The organism is Cryptosporangium sp. NPDC051539 (genome assembly GCF_044454545.1).
Taxonomy (GTDB): domain Bacteria; phylum Actinomycetota; class Actinomycetes; order Mycobacteriales; family Cryptosporangiaceae; genus Cryptosporangium.
In genome coordinates this window covers 61,690-78,960 of sequence record NZ_JBITDV010000008.1, presented here as the reverse complement: position 1 = coordinate 78,960, position 17,271 = coordinate 61,690, and the positions used below count along the sequence as shown (strand labels likewise).

The 17,271-nt window shown below is 72.2% G+C and carries 14 protein-coding genes and 1 pseudogene; 8 read left to right on the top strand and 7 right to left on the bottom strand.

Annotation, left to right across the window (positions count from 1 at the left end; all coding sequences use genetic code 11):
* Position 1: 1 nt before the first annotated feature.
* The 4 genes from ACIBZJ_RS24645 to ACIBZJ_RS24630 form a co-directional block, all read right to left on the bottom strand.
* A complete protein-coding gene (locus ACIBZJ_RS24645; protein WP_395933371.1) occupies positions 2-904 on the bottom strand; it encodes an amino acid ABC transporter permease in 903 nt (300 codons plus the stop codon).
* Complete coding sequence (locus ACIBZJ_RS24640; RefSeq protein ID WP_395934081.1) at positions 901-1,545, bottom strand: amino acid ABC transporter permease; 645 nt, start codon at positions 1,543-1,545, stop codon at positions 901-903. The genes ACIBZJ_RS24645 and ACIBZJ_RS24640 overlap by 4 nt, the downstream gene beginning before the upstream one ends.
* A 77-nt stretch (positions 1,546-1,622) precedes the next feature.
* A complete protein-coding gene (locus ACIBZJ_RS24635) occupies positions 1,623-2,498 on the bottom strand; it encodes a glutamate ABC transporter substrate-binding protein (RefSeq protein ID WP_395933369.1) in 876 nt (291 codons plus the stop codon).
* Positions 2,499-2,562: 64 nt separating this feature from the next.
* Positions 2,563-3,318: an amino acid ABC transporter ATP-binding protein gene (locus ACIBZJ_RS24630; protein WP_395933367.1), complete on the bottom strand. Its 756-nt coding sequence runs from the start codon at positions 3,316-3,318 to the stop codon at positions 2,563-2,565.
* A 131-nt stretch (positions 3,319-3,449) separates the two neighbouring features.
* Here ACIBZJ_RS24630 and miaB point away from each other — a divergent pair, with 131 nt between their 5' ends.
* Genes miaB through ACIBZJ_RS24615 form a run of 3 tightly spaced genes read left to right on the top strand, consistent with a single transcriptional unit; the run spans position 3,450 to position 7,154 of the window.
* Positions 3,450-4,934 (top strand): tRNA (N6-isopentenyl adenosine(37)-C2)-methylthiotransferase MiaB, encoded by a 1,485-nt coding sequence (gene miaB, locus ACIBZJ_RS24625; RefSeq protein ID WP_395933365.1) that lies wholly within the window; start codon positions 3,450-3,452, stop codon positions 4,932-4,934.
* Positions 4,935-4,936: 2 nt separating this feature from the next.
* On the top strand, positions 4,937-5,662 hold the full coding sequence (locus ACIBZJ_RS24620; protein WP_395933363.1) for a response regulator transcription factor: 726 nt from the start codon (positions 4,937-4,939) through the stop codon (positions 5,660-5,662).
* A 4-nt stretch (positions 5,663-5,666) separates the two neighbouring features.
* Positions 5,667-7,154: an ATP-binding protein gene (locus tag ACIBZJ_RS24615; protein ID WP_395933361.1), complete on the top strand. Its 1,488-nt coding sequence runs from the start codon at positions 5,667-5,669 to the stop codon at positions 7,152-7,154.
* On the opposite strand, the gene ACIBZJ_RS24610 is transcribed toward ACIBZJ_RS24615, so the two are convergent.
* Positions 7,133-8,122, bottom strand: a complete 990-nt coding sequence (locus ACIBZJ_RS24610) for a TAXI family TRAP transporter solute-binding subunit (protein WP_395933359.1) — start codon at positions 8,120-8,122, stop codon at positions 7,133-7,135. The genes ACIBZJ_RS24615 and ACIBZJ_RS24610 overlap by 22 nt on opposite strands.
* Before the next feature lie 8 nt (positions 8,123-8,130).
* Positions 8,131-9,354 (bottom strand): DUF349 domain-containing protein, encoded by a 1,224-nt coding sequence (locus tag ACIBZJ_RS24605; protein WP_395934079.1) that lies wholly within the window; start codon positions 9,352-9,354, stop codon positions 8,131-8,133.
* 1,003 nt (positions 9,355-10,357) lie between these two features.
* On the opposite strand from ACIBZJ_RS24605, the gene ACIBZJ_RS24600 reads away from it, so the two are divergent.
* The 5 genes and pseudogenes from ACIBZJ_RS24600 (at position 10,358) to ACIBZJ_RS24580 (ending at position 15,346) form a co-directional block, all read left to right on the top strand.
* Positions 10,358-11,128: a hypothetical protein gene (locus ACIBZJ_RS24600; protein WP_395933357.1), complete on the top strand. Its 771-nt coding sequence runs from the start codon at positions 10,358-10,360 to the stop codon at positions 11,126-11,128.
* 56 nt (positions 11,129-11,184) lie between these two features.
* Entirely contained in the window at positions 11,185-12,156 is a 972-nt protein-coding gene (miaA, locus tag ACIBZJ_RS24595) for a tRNA (adenosine(37)-N6)-dimethylallyltransferase MiaA (protein ID WP_395934077.1), read from the top strand.
* Between the two features lie 56 nt (positions 12,157-12,212).
* Positions 12,213-13,058 (top strand): annotated as a pseudogene (gene dapF / locus ACIBZJ_RS24590) (diaminopimelate epimerase); the annotation flags it as partial.
* Positions 13,059-14,065: 1,007 nt separating this feature from the next.
* Positions 14,066-14,899: an inositol monophosphatase family protein gene (locus ACIBZJ_RS24585; protein WP_395933356.1), complete on the top strand. Its 834-nt coding sequence runs from the start codon at positions 14,066-14,068 to the stop codon at positions 14,897-14,899.
* Between the two features lie 39 nt (positions 14,900-14,938).
* Positions 14,939-15,346: a hypothetical protein gene (locus ACIBZJ_RS24580; protein ID WP_395933354.1), complete on the top strand. Its 408-nt coding sequence runs from the start codon at positions 14,939-14,941 to the stop codon at positions 15,344-15,346.
* A 324-nt stretch (positions 15,347-15,670) separates the two neighbouring features.
* Here ACIBZJ_RS24580 and ACIBZJ_RS24575 read toward each other — a convergent pair whose 3' ends face one another.
* On the bottom strand, positions 15,671-17,056 hold the full coding sequence (locus tag ACIBZJ_RS24575; RefSeq protein WP_395934075.1) for an NAD-dependent malic enzyme: 1,386 nt from the start codon (positions 17,054-17,056) through the stop codon (positions 15,671-15,673).
* Between the last annotated feature and the right edge of the window lie 215 nt (positions 17,057-17,271).

Here is a 17,271-nt window from a genome sequence, read left to right as displayed (position 1 = left end):
GCTAAAGCGCACCGGGGCCGGCGCCGATGTCCTGCACCGGGGCCATCGGGGGAGCGGACGTACGGGCCCGTCCCATGCGGCGCTCCAGCCACGTGGCGAACCACGACAGCAGCAGGCACGTCGTCACGTAGATCGCGCCACCCACGATCACCAGCGGGATCAGCGGATACTCGAACTGGGGCGCGGTCGCCAGCTGCTTGAGCTGCTTGAGCAGTTCGTCGTAGGTGACCAGGAACCCGAGCGCGGTGTCCTTCAGCAGCACGACGAGCTGGCTGATGATCGCCGGCAGCATCGCCCGCACCGCCTGCGGGATCAGCACCGACATCATGACCTGGGTCTTCCGCAGGCCGAGCGCGTACGCGGCCTCCGACTGCCCGCGCGGAACGGACGCGACGCCCGCCCGGAACAACTCCGCGAACACCGAGCCGTTGTAGAGCGTCAGGCCCAGCACCACGGCCCAGAGCGGCGAGACCTTCAAGCCCAGCGACGGCGTCCCGTAGTAGAACAGGAACATCAGCAGCACCAGCGGGACGGCCCGGAAGAACTCGACGACCCAGAACGACGGCAGGCTGAGCCAGCGGTGGTCCGACAGACGAGCCGCCGCCAGCCCGATACCCAGCGCCAGGGCGAGCACCGCGGCGATCCCGGCTGCTTTCAGCGTGTTCAGGAAACCGTTGAGGATCGTGATCTGCGGCTGCTTGTACTCGAAGATCTCCCACTTCTTGGCCGAGAACTGCCCGGTCTCGTTGAAGCGGTAGAGCACGTACGCGAGCAGCGCGAGGATCACGGCCGAGCCGACGACCCCGATCAGCAGGTTCCGCCGCTGAGCGGCCGGCCCCGGAATGTCGAACAGGACAGCGGTGGTCGGGGTCTTCGTGCGCCGACGGCGGACAGCAACAGTCATCGGGCCACGCTCCAGCGACGCTCGAGGTTGCGCTGCGCGGCGGAGAGCGGCAGCACCAGGATCAGGAACCCGACGACGACCCAGAGCAGGCCGCCCAGCGCCGGATAGCCCAGCTCGGAGAGGTTGGCCCGGATCGAACCGGCCTCGGCGACGCTGAACCCGGCCGCGATCGTCGTGTTCTTCAGCAGCGCGATCAGGATGCTGGCCAGCGGGGGAACGACCGCCCGGAACGCCTGCGGCAGGATCACGTAGCGCAGCGTCTGGGTGAACGTCAGCCCGACCGCCCGGGCCGCCTCGGCCTGCCCGGCCGGCACCGTGTTGATGCCCGCGCGAACCGCCTCGCAGATGAACGCCGACGTGTACGCGGTGAGGGCGATCACCGCGAAGACCGTGAACGAGAAGTTGATCTCGAGGTAGGGGAACCCGAACGCGACGAAGAAGAACACCAGCGTCAGCGGGGTGTTGCGCACCAGGTTCACGTACCCGGCACCGAACCACCGCAGTGCGGGCACCGGCGAGACCCGGAACGCTCCGAGCACCGTGCCGACGATCAACGCCATCAGCCCGGACAGGACGAACAGCACGATCGTGTTCCAGAATGCCTTGCCGAACAGCGACCAGTTGTCGGTCAGCGTAGGCACGAAGTCACTCATCGGGCTCCCGGTTCACATGCGGCGGGGGCCGCCCCGGGGAAGGGCGGCCCCACGAACAACGACCGTCAGTACCGCTCGAGCGCCGGCGGCGTCGACTTGGATCCCGACTTACCGAGAGTGGCGTCGTAGATGCTCTGCCACTCGCCGTCCTTCTCGGACGCCTCGATGATGTCGTTGATCTTGCCGCGCAGCGCGCTGTCGTCCTTGTTCAGACCGACGCCGTACTTCTCCTCGGAGAACGGCTTGCCGACGACCTTCAGCTTGTCGGGCTGCTGGGCGGCGTAACCCTTGAGGATCGCGTCGTCCGTGGTCACCGCGTCGACCTGCTTGTTGATCAGACCGTCGACGCACTGCGAGTACTTCTCGAACTCGACCGTCTTCGCGTCCTTGTGCTCGTCCTTGATCCGCTGGATCGAGGTCGAACCGGTGGCCGAGCAGACCGTCTTGCCCTTCAGGGCGTCCGGACCGGTGATCGTCGAGTCGTCCGAGCGGACCAGCAGGTCCTGACCGGCCAGGTAGTACGGACCGGCGAACGAGATCTGCGCCTTGCGCTTGTCGGTGATCGAGTACGTACCGACGTAGTAGTCGATGTCACCGTTGACGATCGCCTGCTCGCGGTTCGCCGACGGGATCGCCTTGAACTGGATCTTGTCTTCGCTGTAACCGAGCTTGGCGGCGATCATCTTCGCGATCGAGATGTCGAAACCCGAGTACTTGTTGGTCGTCGGGTCCTTGTAGCCGAGGTTCGGCTGGTCTTCCTTGACGCCGATGATCACCGAGCCGCGGCTCTTGATCGCGTCGAACGTCTTCGAGCCGGAGACCGCGACCGCGCTCTCCACCGACGACGAGGGCTCGTCCGAGCCGCTGTCGCCTTCCTTGCCACAGCCGGTCAGTGCAAGTGCACCGGTAATCGCCAGTACGGCGAAGAGCCGGAGTTTCATGGGTTTTCTCCTGGGGATCCGTCGGATGGGGTCGGCGGGTCGGACAGGGTGCAGGTCAGAACAATCAGTGCGTCAGGATCTTCGAGAGGAAGTCCTTGGCCCGATCGGACGTCGGCTTGGTGAAGAACGTGTCCGGGTCCGCGGCCTCGACGATCTGCCCGTCGGCCATGAACACCACCCGGTCGGCCGCACGACGGGCGAAGCCCATCTCGTGCGTGACGACGACCATCGTCATGCCGTCCCGGGCCAGCGACGTCATGACGTCGAGGACCTCGTTCACCATTTCCGGGTCGAGCGCCGAGGTCGGCTCGTCGAAGAGCATCACCTTCGGACGCATCGCGAGCGCCCGGGCGATCGCGACCCGCTGCTGCTGCCCGCCGGACAGCTGCGCGGGGTACTTGTCGGCCTGACTGGCGATGCCGACGCGCTCCAACAGTTCCAACGCGTGTTTCCGCGCGGCGTCCGGAGACTCTTTGCGCACCTTCGTCGGCCCGAGCGTGACGTTCTGGACGATCGTCTTGTGCGCGAAGAGATTGAACGACTGGAACACCATGCCGACGTCCGAACGCAGCCGCGCCAGCGCCTTGCCCTCCGCGGGCAGCGGCACGCCGTCGATCCGGATCTCGCCGTCCTCGATCGGCTCGAGCCGGTTGATCGTCCGGCAGAGCGTCGATTTCCCGGACCCGGACGGCCCGACGACCACCACGACCTCGCCCCGGCCGATGTTCAGGTTGATGTCGCGCAGGACGTGCAAGTCGCCGAAGAACTTGTTCACGCCCTCGACTGCAACGAGCGGGGTGTCGGTCGGCTGATCCGGCATCGGGCTCCTCGGTCGGGACAAGTGCGGCCTGTGGTAGTCCCGAACACTATCGAGCGATTCCCGGTAGTTCCGATGCCGAGCGATCACGGACAAGTAACGAGCGCCGACATACCCGTAGGCTGTGAGCTGTTATGAGCACCCCCGTCGAACAGGCAGCGCGTACCTACTCGGTGCGCACCTTCGGCTGCCAGATGAACGTGCACGACTCCGAGCGCCTGTCCGGTCTGCTGGAGGCGTCCGGCTACCGGCCCGCCGAGGCCGGTACCGATCCGGACGTCGTCGTGCTGAACACGTGTGCCGTGCGCGAGAACGCGGACAACAAGCTGTACGGCAACCTCGGCCACCTCGCGTCGGTCAAGCGCCGCCACGACGGCATGCAGATCGCGGTCGGCGGCTGTCTCGCGCAGAAAGACCGCGGGACGATCGTCGAGAAGGCGCCCTGGGTCGACGTCGTGTTCGGCACCCACAACATCGGTTCGCTGCCGGTGCTGCTCGAGCGGGCCCGGCACAACCAGACGGCCCAGGTCGAGATCAAGGAAGCGCTGGAGACGTTCCCGTCGGCTCTGCCGGCCCGGCGCGATTCGGCGTATTCCGGCTGGGTCTCGATCTCGGTCGGTTGCAACAACACGTGCACGTTCTGCATCGTGCCGTCGCTGCGCGGCAAGGAGACCGACCGCCCGCCGGCCGACGTCCTCGACGAGGTTCGCGCGCTGGTCGGCGAGGGCGTACTCGAGGTGACGCTGCTCGGCCAGAACGTGAACTCCTACGGCGCCGAGTTCGGCGACCGCTCCGCGTTCGCGAACCTGCTCCGCGCCTGCGGCGAGATCGACGGTCTCGAACGCGTCCGATTCACGTCCCCGCATCCGCGGGACTTCACCGACGACGTCATCGCCGCGATGGCCGAGACGCCGAACGTCTGCCACCAGCTGCACATGCCACTGCAATCCGGGTCGGACGCGATGCTCAAGGCGATGCGCCGGTCCTACCGCTCCGACAAGTACCTGGGCATCCTCGACCGGGTGCGCGCCGCGATGCCGGAGGCGGCGATCACGACCGACATCATCGTCGGCTTCCCGGGCGAGACCGAGGACGACTTCCGCGCGACGCTCGACGTGGTGGCCACCGCCCGGTTCTCGCAGGCGTTCACGTTCCAGTACTCGCCGCGTCCGGGCACCCCGGCCGCGACGATGCCCGACCAGCTGCCCAAGACGGTCGTGCAGGAGCGGTACGAGCGGCTGATCGCGCTCCAGGAAGACATCTCCTGGAACGAGAACAAGACGGTCGTCGGCCGGGAGGTCGAACTGCTGGTCGCGACCGGTGAGGGCCGCAAGGACTCGGGCACCGGGCGGATGAGCGGCCGGGCCCGCGACGGGCGGCTGGTGCACTTCGCCGGTGACCCGTCGGTGATCCGCCCCGGAGACGTCGTCACGACGACCGTCACCTACGCGGCGCCGCACCACCTCGTCGCCGACGCCCCGATCCGCGAACACCGCCGCACCCGCGCCGGTGACAACGCCGAGGCCGGCCGCCGGCCGAAGACCAACGGTGTCGGTCTCGGGATGCCCACCCTGGGCCCGCCGGTGGTGGCGGCCGCCGCACCCGCCTGCGGCGCGTAGCGATGCGCGTCCTTCTGGTCGAGGACGACGACCGGGTGGCCGGCGCGCTGTCGGTCAACCTCACCCGCCAACGTATGGACGTCGACCGCGTCGGCACCGCACAGCGGGCACTGGAACGGTTACGCACCGGTGCCGGTCACGACGTCATCCTGCTCGACCTGGGGTTACCCGACCTCGACGGGCTGGCGCTGTGCAAACGGATCCGCGAGCTGTGCGACGTGCCGGTGATCATGGTGACCGCGCGCACCGACATGGCCACCCGGCTGCACGGTCTGCACGTCGGCGCCGACGACTACGTCACGAAGCCGTTCGACCCCCGCGAGCTGGTCGCCCGGATCCACGCCGTGACCCGCCGGGCCGCCCGCCCGGCGCCGGTCTCTCCGGTGTCGCCGGCTGAGGGACCGGACGGCTCGGTGCCCGAACCCCGGGCCGACGGCGGAATCGCCGGCCCGGGTGGCGTCCGCATCGATGTCGAACGGTGGGAAGTGACCGTCGACGGGGAACCGGTCGCGCTGACGCGCAAGGAGTTCAACCTGCTGGCGATGCTGGCGCGGCAGCCCGGGATCGTGTTCACGCGGTCGCGGATCCTGGCCGAGGTGTGGGATTCGGCCTGGGTCGGCAACCAGCGGACGCTCGAGGTGCACGTGGCCGCGGTCCGGGCGAAGCTCGGCGTGGCCGGCGTGATCGAGACCGTCCGCGGCGTCGGCTACCGCTTCCCGGCCGGATGACGCCGTGCGCGCCCGGCTGTTCGCCCTGCTCCTGACGCTGATCGCGCTGGTCGTCGTCTCGCTGCTGACGCCGCTGGCGACCAACTACGCGACGAACGCGCAGCGCCAGGTGTACATCGACCGGCTGCAGGACACGAACCGGTTCGCGCTGCTGCTGCGCGACGGGGCCGGCAGCTCGGAGCTCTCCGGGCTGCGCGACGAGATCGACCGTTACTACCAGGTCTACGGCATCCCGACGGTCGTGCTCGACGCCCACCGCCAGGTACTGGTCAGCTCCGCGGCCGTCGACATCGACGACGCGACGGTGAGCGATCGGATCGACACCGCGCTGTCCGGGCGCAGCACCGAGGAGATGGCGATCTGGCCTTGGCAGCACCATCCGCTGGTCGTGGCGGTGCCGTTCCTGGCCGGGGAGGGCGCCGGGGTCGCCGGGGTGGTCGTGACGGTGTCGCCGACCGGCGAGCTGCGCACCCGGGTCGGGACGGTCTGGCTGGTGCTGGCCGCGTTGAGCCTGGGCGCGATCGCGCTGTTCGTCGCGGTCGCGGACGCGCTCGCGACCTGGATCCTGCGCCCGGTGAAGAACCTGGACGCGGCCGCGCACGCGATCATCTCCGGCGACCTGGAGTCGAGAGCGCCGGACGCGACCGGTCCACCCGAACTGAGACGCCTGGCGCGGTCGTTCAACGAGATGGCCGCGACCGTCAGCGGCGCGCTCGACCAGCAGCGGGCGTTCGTCGCCGAGGCGTCGCACCAGATGCGCAACCCGCTGACCGCGCTGCTGCTGCGGGTCGGGAACCTCGCCGACGTGGTGGCCGACGAGCACGCCGGGACGATGCCGAACCCGGCGAAGGCCGAGTACGACGAGGCCGTCCGCGAAGGCCAGCGGCTGCAGCGGGTGCTGGAGGAATTGCTCGCGCTGGCCCGGGCCGAGCGGCACCTCGGTGCGGTGCGGCGAGTGGACGTGGGCCGCGTGCTCGACGAGCGGCTGTCGGCCTGGCGGGTCCGGGCCGATCTGCGCGGACAGCTGCTGGTCCGGTCCGGGGTGGCGTCGGCGGATGCGGTGGTCGATCCGGAGTCGCTCAGCCGGGCCCTCGACGAGCTGCTCGACAACGCGAGCCGCTACGCGGGTGACGACGGGGTGATCGTGGCCGCGGTGCGCGCCGGGGCCGGGTCGCCGGGCGTCGTCCGGCTGACGATCTCCGACGACGGCGACGGGCTGCCGATGACCGAGCTCGACAAGGTCGCCGGGCGGTTCTGGCGCAGCCCTTCGCATGCCAACGTGCCCGGCACCGGGCTCGGACTGTCGATCGTCACGTCGCTGCTCCAGACGTTCGGGGCGCGTCTGGAGGTGACGACGGGGCCGCAGGGCGGGCTGGCGGTCACCTGCGTGCTGCCCGCACCGGCGGTGGCGCCGACACCGCCGCCGGAAGAGCCGCAGTCGTCCAAGGACGGAGCCCCGGAGCCGAGCATTCAGGGTTTGACCGAGCGGTAGTAACGCATCGCACCCGGGTGCAACGGAATCGACGCGGTGCTGATCGCCGACCGCACGTCGAGCACCCGGCCGCTGGGCACCACCTCGGCGATCCGGGTCCGGTGGGCGAACAGCGCGCCGGTCAGCCGGAAGACGAGATCCTCGCTCAGCTTCGTGCTCGCGAGCAGGTAGCTCGGCACCGCCGCGGTACGGGTGTCGGGCACACCGGTGTACGTGCCGGCCGGCACCGTCGCCGACTGGTAGAACGAGCCGTACTGACGGTGCAGCGTGTCCACGTACCGGTCGAGCGGCAGCAGCCGGACCGGTACCGTGCTGGCCAGCGCGGCGACGGCGGCCGTCGGGAGGCCACCGACCCAGACGAACGCGTCCAGGTCGCCGCTGGCGAGCAGTTTCGCGGACTGGCTGACGCCGTACCCGCGCCGCCGGATGTCGGTCTCGTCGTTCATGTTCGCGGCGGCCAGCAGGCGCTTCGCGGTGATCTCCACCGACGAGCCGTTCGAGCCGACCGACACCCGCTTACCGCGCAGGTCCGACAGCGACCGGATCGTCGAGTCGCTGCGCACGAAGACCTGGACGTACTCGTCGTACACCCGGGCGATCGCGCGGATCCGCCCGGGCGAGCCCGCCTGCTCCTCGAGCGCCGGGACCCGGAACGCGGTGTCGGCGGAGATGAACGCGAGGTCGGCGCGGCCGTTCGCCATCTTGGACAGGTTGTCGACCGAGCCGCTGCTGTTCTCGACCGACACCTTCAGCCCGGGCATCTCGCCCTCGAGGATCTCCTGCAGCACCAGGCCGTACGCCTCGTAGACGCCGCCGACGCCGCCGGTGCTGATCACGATCCCGCCCGCGGGATAGGCGACCGAATCACACACCGGCGCACGGCAGCCACGTAAAGCGACCAGCCCGACCGCCGCGATGGCGAGTGCCACCACGGTGACCAGCAGGACCCAGCGCCGACGCCGGGTCATTGCGGGCATCAGCCGGTTTGCTCGGCGAGGTTGAGGAACTGACGCTTGGAGTCCAGGGCCTTCTGTGCCTCGGCGATCCGGCGCTGGTCACCCTGCGTCTTGGCCCGCTCGAGCTGCTTCTCGGCCTTGGCGACCTGCTCCCGCATCTGGGCGAGCAGCGGGTTGCTCTCGACGCTGCCGCGGCGCCACTCGGCGTCGGCGGCGACCCGGACCCGCTCCTCGACCGCACGCAGCCGCCGGTCGAGGTGCGCGACCGCCTCCCGCGGCACCCGGCCGATGTCGTCCCAGCGCGCCTGGACGTCACGCATGGCGGCCTGGGCGGACCTGAGATCGGTGCCCGGGTCGATGCGTTCGGCCTCGGCCAGCAACGCCTCTTTCGCCGTCTGGTTGCCCTTGAGCTCGGCGTCACGCTCGGAGAACGTGGCCGAGCGGCGCGCGAAGAACGTGTCCTGAGCGGCCCGGAACCGCTTCCAGAGCTGCTCCTCGGCGTCCCGGGGGGCGCGGCCGGCGGCTTTCCAGTCCGACATGAGCTGCTTGAGCCGGTTCGCGGTCGACTGCCAGTCGGTCGACTCGGCCAGCTCCTCGGCTTCGGTGACCAGCTGCTCCTTGATGCCCTGGACCTGCTTGCGCTGCTGGTCGAGCCCGGCGAAGTGGCTACCGCGGCGGCGGCTGAACCCGTCGCGGGCCGCGGCGTAGCGACGCCAGAGCTCGGTGTCGGTCTTGCGGTCGACGCCGCGGATCGTCTTCCACTCGGTGAGGATGTCGCGCAGGCGGTCGCCGGCGACCTTCCACTGGTTGGAGTTGTTCGCGATGTCTTCGGCCTCGGCCACCAGCGTCTGCTTGCGGGCGGTGGCCTCCTCGCGGGCGCGGGCCTTGGCGACCTTCTGCTCGTCGGCCTTGGCGGCGGACGCGTCGATCAGCGTGTTGAGGCGGGCGGCGAGCGCGTCGAGGTCGCCGATGACCGCGGCCGACGCGAGCGACTCGCGGAGGCGGGCGGCGGACGACTTGGTGTGGGACGCGTCGCTCATGCCGCCGGAGAGGCGGGCTTCGAGGAGTTCGACCTCGGTGACCAGGTCGTCGTAGCGGCGCTGGTAGTGCTGGATGCCCTCGTCGGGGGTGCCGGCCTGCCAGGAGCCGACGGAGCGGGCGCCGCCGGAGGTCTTGACGTACACGGTGCCCTCGGCGTCGATCCAGCCAAATTCGACGGCGGTGGCGCCCTCGCCGGGCTCGATCTGCTCGAGCACGCTCCCCGCGGCGGGCGCGTCCACGGTGGCCGGGGCGCTGGCCGGTTTGGCGGCGTCGGCGGCGTTGGCGGCAGCGGCCGGGGTGGCGGCGGCGGGCTCCGCGGCGGGCGGGCTCGGAACCGGAGCGGGCGGCGGGGTCGGGACGTGGTGCGCGACGGCGGCGACCTGTGCCGGCGACGGCACCGCGACCGGAGGCGCCGGAACCGGCGCGTCCTCGGCCGGTGCATCCGCCACCGCGGCGGGCACCACGTCCGCTGCGGCGGGCACCTCGTCCGCTGCGGCGGGCACCTCGTCCGCTGCGGCCGGGCCGGCGTCCGCAGCGGCCGCGGCGTGCGAGGGCACCGCGGTGGGGCTCGCGTCTGCGGCGGGTGCTGCGTCAGAGGGTGAGGCCGCGTCGGCGGTGGGGGCCGTTTCTCCGGCAGCTGCGGCCACGGGGGCGGCGGCCACGGGGGCGGTGGCCTCGGGGGCTGCGGACACGACGAGGACCGGGGCGGGGGTCGTTTCGGCGGCGGGGACCGGGACCGGCGTCGGCTCCGCAGCCGCGTCGGCGGTCGGAGCCGCCGCGGGGTCGGCGGCCGGGGTTGCGTCCGGGCCCTCGGCGGCACGAGCCTCATCCACAGCGGGGGCCTCGGGAGGCGCCGACTCCCCAGGCGTCGCCGCAGGCGGTGTTGCCGCGGTGCTGTCGCTGCCGGAAGTGTCCATGACCATCCTCGTTCCCGTTCCGGTGGCAGGTATATTCACCACCGCATCTGGTGCGCCACCCTAGTGATCCGGTCAGTGCCGTCGGTATACGGTCACCGGCCGGGTCCCGGGCTGCCTGACGAGCATTGTCACAGGTTCTGGCGAACTACTCCGCACCGATGCGGGCATCCGTTGCCTAATCGCTCCCTGACCCGCGTGCGAACTGGGCATTTCACGTTGTGTCGGGTTCCCGCCTCACTGCGCTCCCGCGCCTGGACGCCCCCACTCGGACGACGGTTACCCTTCCGGGGTGTTGCTCGCCGCCGCGGTCTGTCCGCATCCGCCCCTGCTCGTCCCCGCGCTCACCGGCGCGTCCGGCGGTCCGCCGACCGGACCGGCGGCGGACGCCGCCACGGCCGCCGCCGAGCTGCGAGCAACCTGCCTGGGCGCCGTTCGCGACCTCCTCGCCGCGGGCCGGTCCGCCGGTACCGATCTGGACGTCGTGGTGGTGGGCACCGGCCCGACGCCGGGCAGCGCGGCACCGGACGCGGTCGGCTCGCTCGCCGGGTACGGCGCCGATCTGACGCTGGGACTCGCCCGGGTGACCGGCGAGGCCCCGGCCGCCGTTCCGACGCTGCCGCTCTCGGTCACGATCGGGATCTGGCTCCTGCGCGAGGCCGGTCACGACGGGCCGGTGCGCGCCCGGGTAGTGACCCAGCACGCGACTCCGGCCGAGTGCGCCGACCTGGGTTCCCGGCTGGCGGCGTTCCCGGCCCCGACCGTGCTGCTGGTGATGGGCGACGGTTCGGCCAGCCGCGACGAGAAGGCCCCGGGCTCGCTCGACCCGCGGGCGCTGCCGTTCGACGCCGCCGCCGCTGAGGCGCTGGCCTCGGTCGACACCGCCGCGCTGGCCGCGCTCGACCCGGACCTCGCCCACGACCTGCTCGCGCCCGGCCGGGCACCCTGGCAGATCCTGGCCGGTGCGGTCGAGGCCGACGGGCGTGACTGGAAAGGCGAACTGCGCTCCGCCGACGCCCCCTACGGCGTCGGCTACCTGGTCGCGTTCTGGTCGCCCACGTGAATCCCCAGGTCGCGTCGCCCTCGGATGCGTCGCCCTCGGATGCGTCGCCCTCGGGTGTGGGGGGCGCGCCGGGCGGCCCGCCGGTGCTGGCCGTCGTCGGGCCCACCGCCACCGGGAAGTCCGGCCTCGGCGTCGCCCTCGCCCAGGCGCTCGGTGGCGAGGTGATCAACGCCGACTCGATGCAGCTCTACCGGGGCATGGACATCGGCACGGCCAAGCTGACGCCCGCCGAGCGCGAGGGCGTCCCGCACCACCTGCTCGACCTCTGGCCGGTCACCGAAACGGCCTCGGTCGCGGAGTACCAGCGCCGGGCCCGCCCGCTGATCGACGGCCTGCGCGCCGCCGGGCGGGTGCCGATCCTGGTCGGCGGCTCCGGCCTCTACGTCGACGCGGTGCTGGACCGGATGGAGTTCCCCGGCACCGACCCCGACGTGCGGGCCGCGCTGGAGGCCGAGCTCGCGGCGAGCGGTCCGGCGCCCCTGTACGCCCGGCTGACCGACGCCGACCCGGCGGCCGCGGCCGCGATCCTGCCCAGCAACTCGCGGCGGATCGTCCGCGCGCTGGAAGTGATCGCGCTGACCGGTTCGTTCACCGCCGAGCTACCACGTGAACCCGAGCCGTACTACGACGCCGTCCGGATCGGCCTGGACCGTCCGGTATACCAACTCGACGCCCGGGTGGAACAGCGCGTCGACGTGATGTGGGCGGCGGGGCTGGTCGACGAGGTCCGCGCGCTGGAGGCCGAGGGGCTGCGCGAGGGCCGGACGGCGTCCCGCGCGCTCGGATACGCCCAGGTGCTCCGGATGCTGGACGGCGACCTGGATGAAACCGGGGCGATCACGGCGACGCAGGCCGCCACGCGCCGATTCGTCCGGCGCCAGCGGTCCTGGTTCCGCCGTGACGAGCGCGTACGGTGGCTCGACGCGAGCGACGAAACGCGCGTACGGGACGAGGCGATCGCTCTCGTGCCACGGGAGTCACATTCACTCACTACGGAACCACGGGGAATAGCGGGACAGCCCTCGTAGGATCTAGTGGTGTGAGCGACTCTCCACCCCGATCCGGACGCACCCACCACGGGCCCGTGCCGTTCGCCAAGGGCCACGGCACGGAGAACGACTTCGTGATCGTGCCCGATCCGGACGGTCTCCTGGACATCTCGCCCCAGCTGGTGCGCGCACTCTGCGACCGCCGGGCCGGGATCGGGGCCGACGGGCTGCTGCGCGTCGTCCGGACGAGCCGGATTCCCGACGGGCTGGGGCTCGACGGCGAGTGGTTCATGGACTACCGCAACGGCGACGGTTCGATCGCCGAGATGTGCGGCAACGGCAGCCGGGTGTTCGCCCGGTACCTGGTCGAAGCCGGGCTCGCCCGGCCGGGGACGATGCGGATCGCGACCCGGGCGGGCACGAAGCTCGTCGTGGTGCCCGACGAGCACAGCGACATCACGGTCGACATGGGGCCCGCGGTGTTCGGCACCGAGGCCGTCGTCGAGGTCGGCGGGCGCCCGCTCGCCGGGATCGCGGTCTCGATGGGCAACCCGCACCTGGTGTGCGGCACGGTGTTGCCGGTGGCCGACATCGACCTGTCGTCCGCACCCGAGTTCGACCACGAGTCGTTTCCGACCGGCGTCAACGTCGAGGTCGTGAACGTGCTGGCCGGAGACCCGCGGGCAACGCCGGGCGTCCCGGCGCCGGAGGGGTACGACCTGGCCGTGCGGATGCGCGTGTACGAGCGTGGCTCGGGGGAGACCCGGTCCTGCGGCACCGGCGCGTGCGCGGTCGCCGCGGTCGCGCTGCGGTCGGCGGGCCGGTCCACCGGCCGGGTGGCGGTCGACGTGCCCGGTGGGCGGGTCTCGGTCACCGTGACCACCGCGACGACGCTGCTCGAGGGCCCGGCCGTGCTGGTCGGGGCCGGGCGGCTCGCGCCCGAGTGGGTCGCCGAGATCACCGGCGGCGGCATCCCCGCGACGCCGCCCAGCATGGTCGTCCAGGCCGAGCAGGGACGTCCGGTCGACGACGACGTGCCCAGCGGCCCGGGCCGCCACGGAGCCACCGCCCCGCGCTACGCGCCGGCCGACCCCGCCGACGTGCCCTCCGCCGCTGATCGCAGCCGTCCGGCGCCCGGCGCGGCCCGGCCCACCTCCGGGCCGCCGTCCACCGCTCCGCGCCCGGCCCCCGCGCCCCCGGCCGCTGAGCCGCGATTCACACCTGAGCCTCCCACCTCCACCCCGCCGCCGCACCAGCCCCACCCGGCCCCCGCGGCCGGCCCACACCCGAGCGGGCCTCCGGCGTCCGGGCCGCGCCCGACGTCTGCGCCTCCGGCGGTCGGCCCGCGACCCACTTCCGGGCCTCCTGCGGCTGGGCCGCGCCCGAGCGCTTCTCCTGCGGCTGGGCCGCGCCCGAGCGCGCTTACGGCGTCCCAGCCGAGCCCGAGCGGGCCTCCGGCGTCCGGGCCGCGACCCAATACCGCGCCACCCGCGGCCGGCCCGCGGCCGAGCGGGGCTTCGGCGGCTGGGCCGCACCCGGGCTCGGTGTCTCCGGGGGCGCCGCGGCCGGGGTCTGGGCCTTCGGCGGGTGCGCCGTGGGCGGCTCCCGCGCCTCCGAGCGGTGCGGAGCGGGCCGCCGCTCCGCGAGCCGCCGCCGCGGAGTGGCTCGCTTCCACGCGCCCGGGCGCTACCGAACGGCTGATCTCCCTGCCCCCGCCCGCTGCACCTCCGGGGGCCGCCGAGCGGCTGATTTCCGCGCCCCCGGGCGCGACGGAACGCGCTCCGGAGCGCGCCGGCGAACGCACCCCGGCGGACGCCGCCGACGGACGACCGGCCGCCGACGAACGGCCGGATCCCCGCCCGAAAGACCGGGCCGCGCACCTGCGTGCGGTCGCGGACGAGGCCGCGCACCGGGCCGTGCAGCAGGCCGCGACGGTCGGGCCGCGCGCGTGAGCCTCGACGCGGACCGGCTCAAGGAAGTCGCGGCCCTCGCCGGAACCGTGCTCGACGAGGTCACGCCGTACTTCGTCAGCGAGATCGGCGCCAAGGAAGAGGTCGTGAAGGGCGTCGGCGATTGGGCCACCGCGGCCGACCTCGCGCTGGAACGGCAGATCACCTCGGCACTGGTCGAGCGCACCGGACTGCCGGTGCACGGCGAGGAGTTCGGCGGCCCCGACCTGCACACCGGCGTCACCTGGGTACTCGACCCGATCGACGGCACCGCCAACTACACCGCGCGGATCCCGCTCACCGGCATCAGCCTGGGGCTCCTGCAGGACGGCCTCCCGGTCGCCGGGCTGATCCGGCTGCCGCTGCTCGGCGAGTCGTACGAGGCGATCGCCGGTGGTCCGCTGATCCGCAACGGCGAGGCGATGCCGACGCTGGAGCCCGGCCGGGTCGAGGACGTCACGATCACGCTCGGCAACGTCGCCCCCAAGGGCACGCACGGCGGCCCGACCCCGCGCTACCCGTTCCGGTACCGGATGGCGCTGGCGAACGCGATCGCGCACACCGCGATGCGGGTCCGGATGTTCGGTTCCTCGGCGGTGGAGCTGGCCTGGGCCTCGTCGGGGGCGATCGGCGCGACGCTCAACTTCGGCAACCACGCCTGGGACAACGCGGCCGGTGCGCTGCTGGTCGAGCAGGCCGGCGGGGTGCTCCGCGACCTCGACGGCGACCCGTGGAGCCTGCGCAGCCACTCGATCATGGTGGGGCGGCCGGGTGTCGTGGAGGAGCTCACCGATCTGATCGCCGCGCTCGGAGATCCGGCCTCCTTCGCGTAGGGGCTTGTGCTCGCGGCCCGGCGGGTCGACCGTGGAGGCATGGAGATCTGGACGATCGAGGTTCTCGACGGTCAGTTCTCGGCGGACGTGTGGTCCGCGTCGCACCGCGAGCACCTGGACGAGGCGGCGGTAACCCACGGGGCCAAGGACTGGCGATGGGTACGGCGGAGCTGGGGGCTCATTCTCGAGCTCGAGTTCGCCGACGAGGCGGACTGGTGGCGCTTCCGGGCCACGTCCGCCGTGCAGGCCGCGCTGGACGCGGTTCCCGACCCGGTGAACGGGCTGTTCGTCTACAGCGGCCCGGGCGGGAGCAGCGGTGTCCGCGCCCCGCGCCGGCCCCGCCCGATCCCGGCCGCCGGCGCCGCGGAGATCCCGCTGCCGGTCCAGCCGCCCCTCCGCGCCGCGCCCGAGCCGACGTTGCGCCCGCCGGCGAACGCGCTGGCGTGACGCCGCACGATCCGTAACGGCAAACGGCTGCATCGGCGGAAGCCCATACACCCATTCGCCGTCGCCGCGACCCCGCCCCGGGCCGCGACCCCGTGCCGAGCCGCGACCCCGTGCCGTGCCGGGCGGAACCCGTGCCGGGCGGAACCCCGTGCCGGGCGGAGCCCAACGCCGGGCGGAGCCCCGCGCAGGGCGCAACCACGCGCCGGGCGTGAGCCGGTGCGCGCGGCGGCTCGGGGGCGGCCACAGGCGGAGGCGAGGAGCGCGTCGCGCGCGGTCACCGCAGGCGCGGGCGCACCTGCGGTGGTTCGCCGGGCGGCGTGAAGATCAGGCAGTTGTCCTGCGGGCGGCCTCGGTGACGGCGGCGGCGACCGCCGGAGCGACCGACGGGTCGAAGACGCTCGGGACGATGACGCTGGGGTTGACCTTGTCGGCACCGACGACGTTGGCGATCGCCTCGGCGGCGGCCAGCGCCATCGGCAGCGTGAACTCGCGCGCCTGCGCGTCGAGCAGGCCCCGGAAGACGCCCGGGAACGCGAGGACGTTGTTGATCTGGTTCGGCTCGTCCGAACGGCCGGTCGCCACGACGGCGGCGTGCTCGCGGGCCTCGCGGGGGTCGACCTCCGGGTCGGGGTTCGCGAGCGCGAACACGATCGACCGGTCGGCCATCGTCGCGATGTCGTCGCCGGTCAGCAGGTTCGGCGCGGAGACGCCGATGAACACGTCGGACCCGCGCAGCGCACCCGCGAGCGAGCCCGAGAAGCCGTCCTTGTTGGTGTGCTCGGCCAGCCACTGCATGCTCGGGTTCAGGCCCTGCGACCCGCGGTGCAGCGCACCCTCGCGGTCGCAGGCGACGATGTCGCCGACGCCTTCCGCGAGCAGCAGCTTCATGATCGCGGTGCCGGCCGCACCGGCTCCGGACACGGCGATCCGGACGTCCTTGAGCTCCTTGCCGACGACGCGCAGCGCGTTGGTCAGCGCGGCGAGCACGACGATCGCGGTGCCGTGCTGGTCGTCGTGGAAGACCGGGATGTCGAGCTCGTCGCGCAGCCGGGTCTCGATCTCGAAGCAGCGTGGCGCGGCGATGTCCTCGAGGTTGATGCCGCCGTACACCGGCGCCAGCGCCCGGACGATCGAGACGATCTCGTCGGTGTCTTGCGTGTCGAGGCAGACCGGCCACGCGTCGACCCCGGCGAAGCGCTTGAACAGCGCGGCCTTGCCCTCCATCACCGGCAGCGCCGCGGCCGGGCCGAGGTTGCCCAGGCCCAGCACGGCGGACCCATCGGTGACGACCGCGACGGTGTTGCGCTTGATCGTCAGGCGCCTGGCGTCGTCCGGGTTCTCGGCGATCGCCCGGCAGACGCGGGCGACACCGGGCGTGTAGGCGCGGGAGAGCTCGTCGCGGGTGCGCAGGTTGACCTTCGGGGTGACCTCGATCTTGCCGCCGAGGTGCAGCAGGAACGTGCGGTCGGAGACCTTCCGGACCTCGACCTCGTCGAGCGAGCGGAGCGAGGAGACGACCGCGTCGGCGTGCGGGCCGTCGGCGGTGTCGCAGGTCAGGTCGACGAGCACCCGGTCGGCGTCGGAGTCGACGACGTCCAGTGCCGTGACCACGCCGCCGGCCGTGCCGACCGCGGTGGTGAGCCGTCCGACGCCGGTGGGGTCGGCGGGAGCGGCGATCCGGATGGTGATCGAGAAACCGGCACTGGGCATCGGGGTGGACACGGGATTTCCTCCGGTCTGGCCGGCCGTTGCGGGGCCGACGCGATGGGCGCTAGCAAATGACGCCGCGCGAGTCGTCGGAATCCTTCCAGAGTCCGCATGGCGGGATGAAATCTGGGGAATCCCTCGTGCCGCAGCGCCGTTTCAACGGTAGTCCTGGTGCTATTCCGGATGACCGTGCGCCGCTACCCGTGTCACGATGCCTG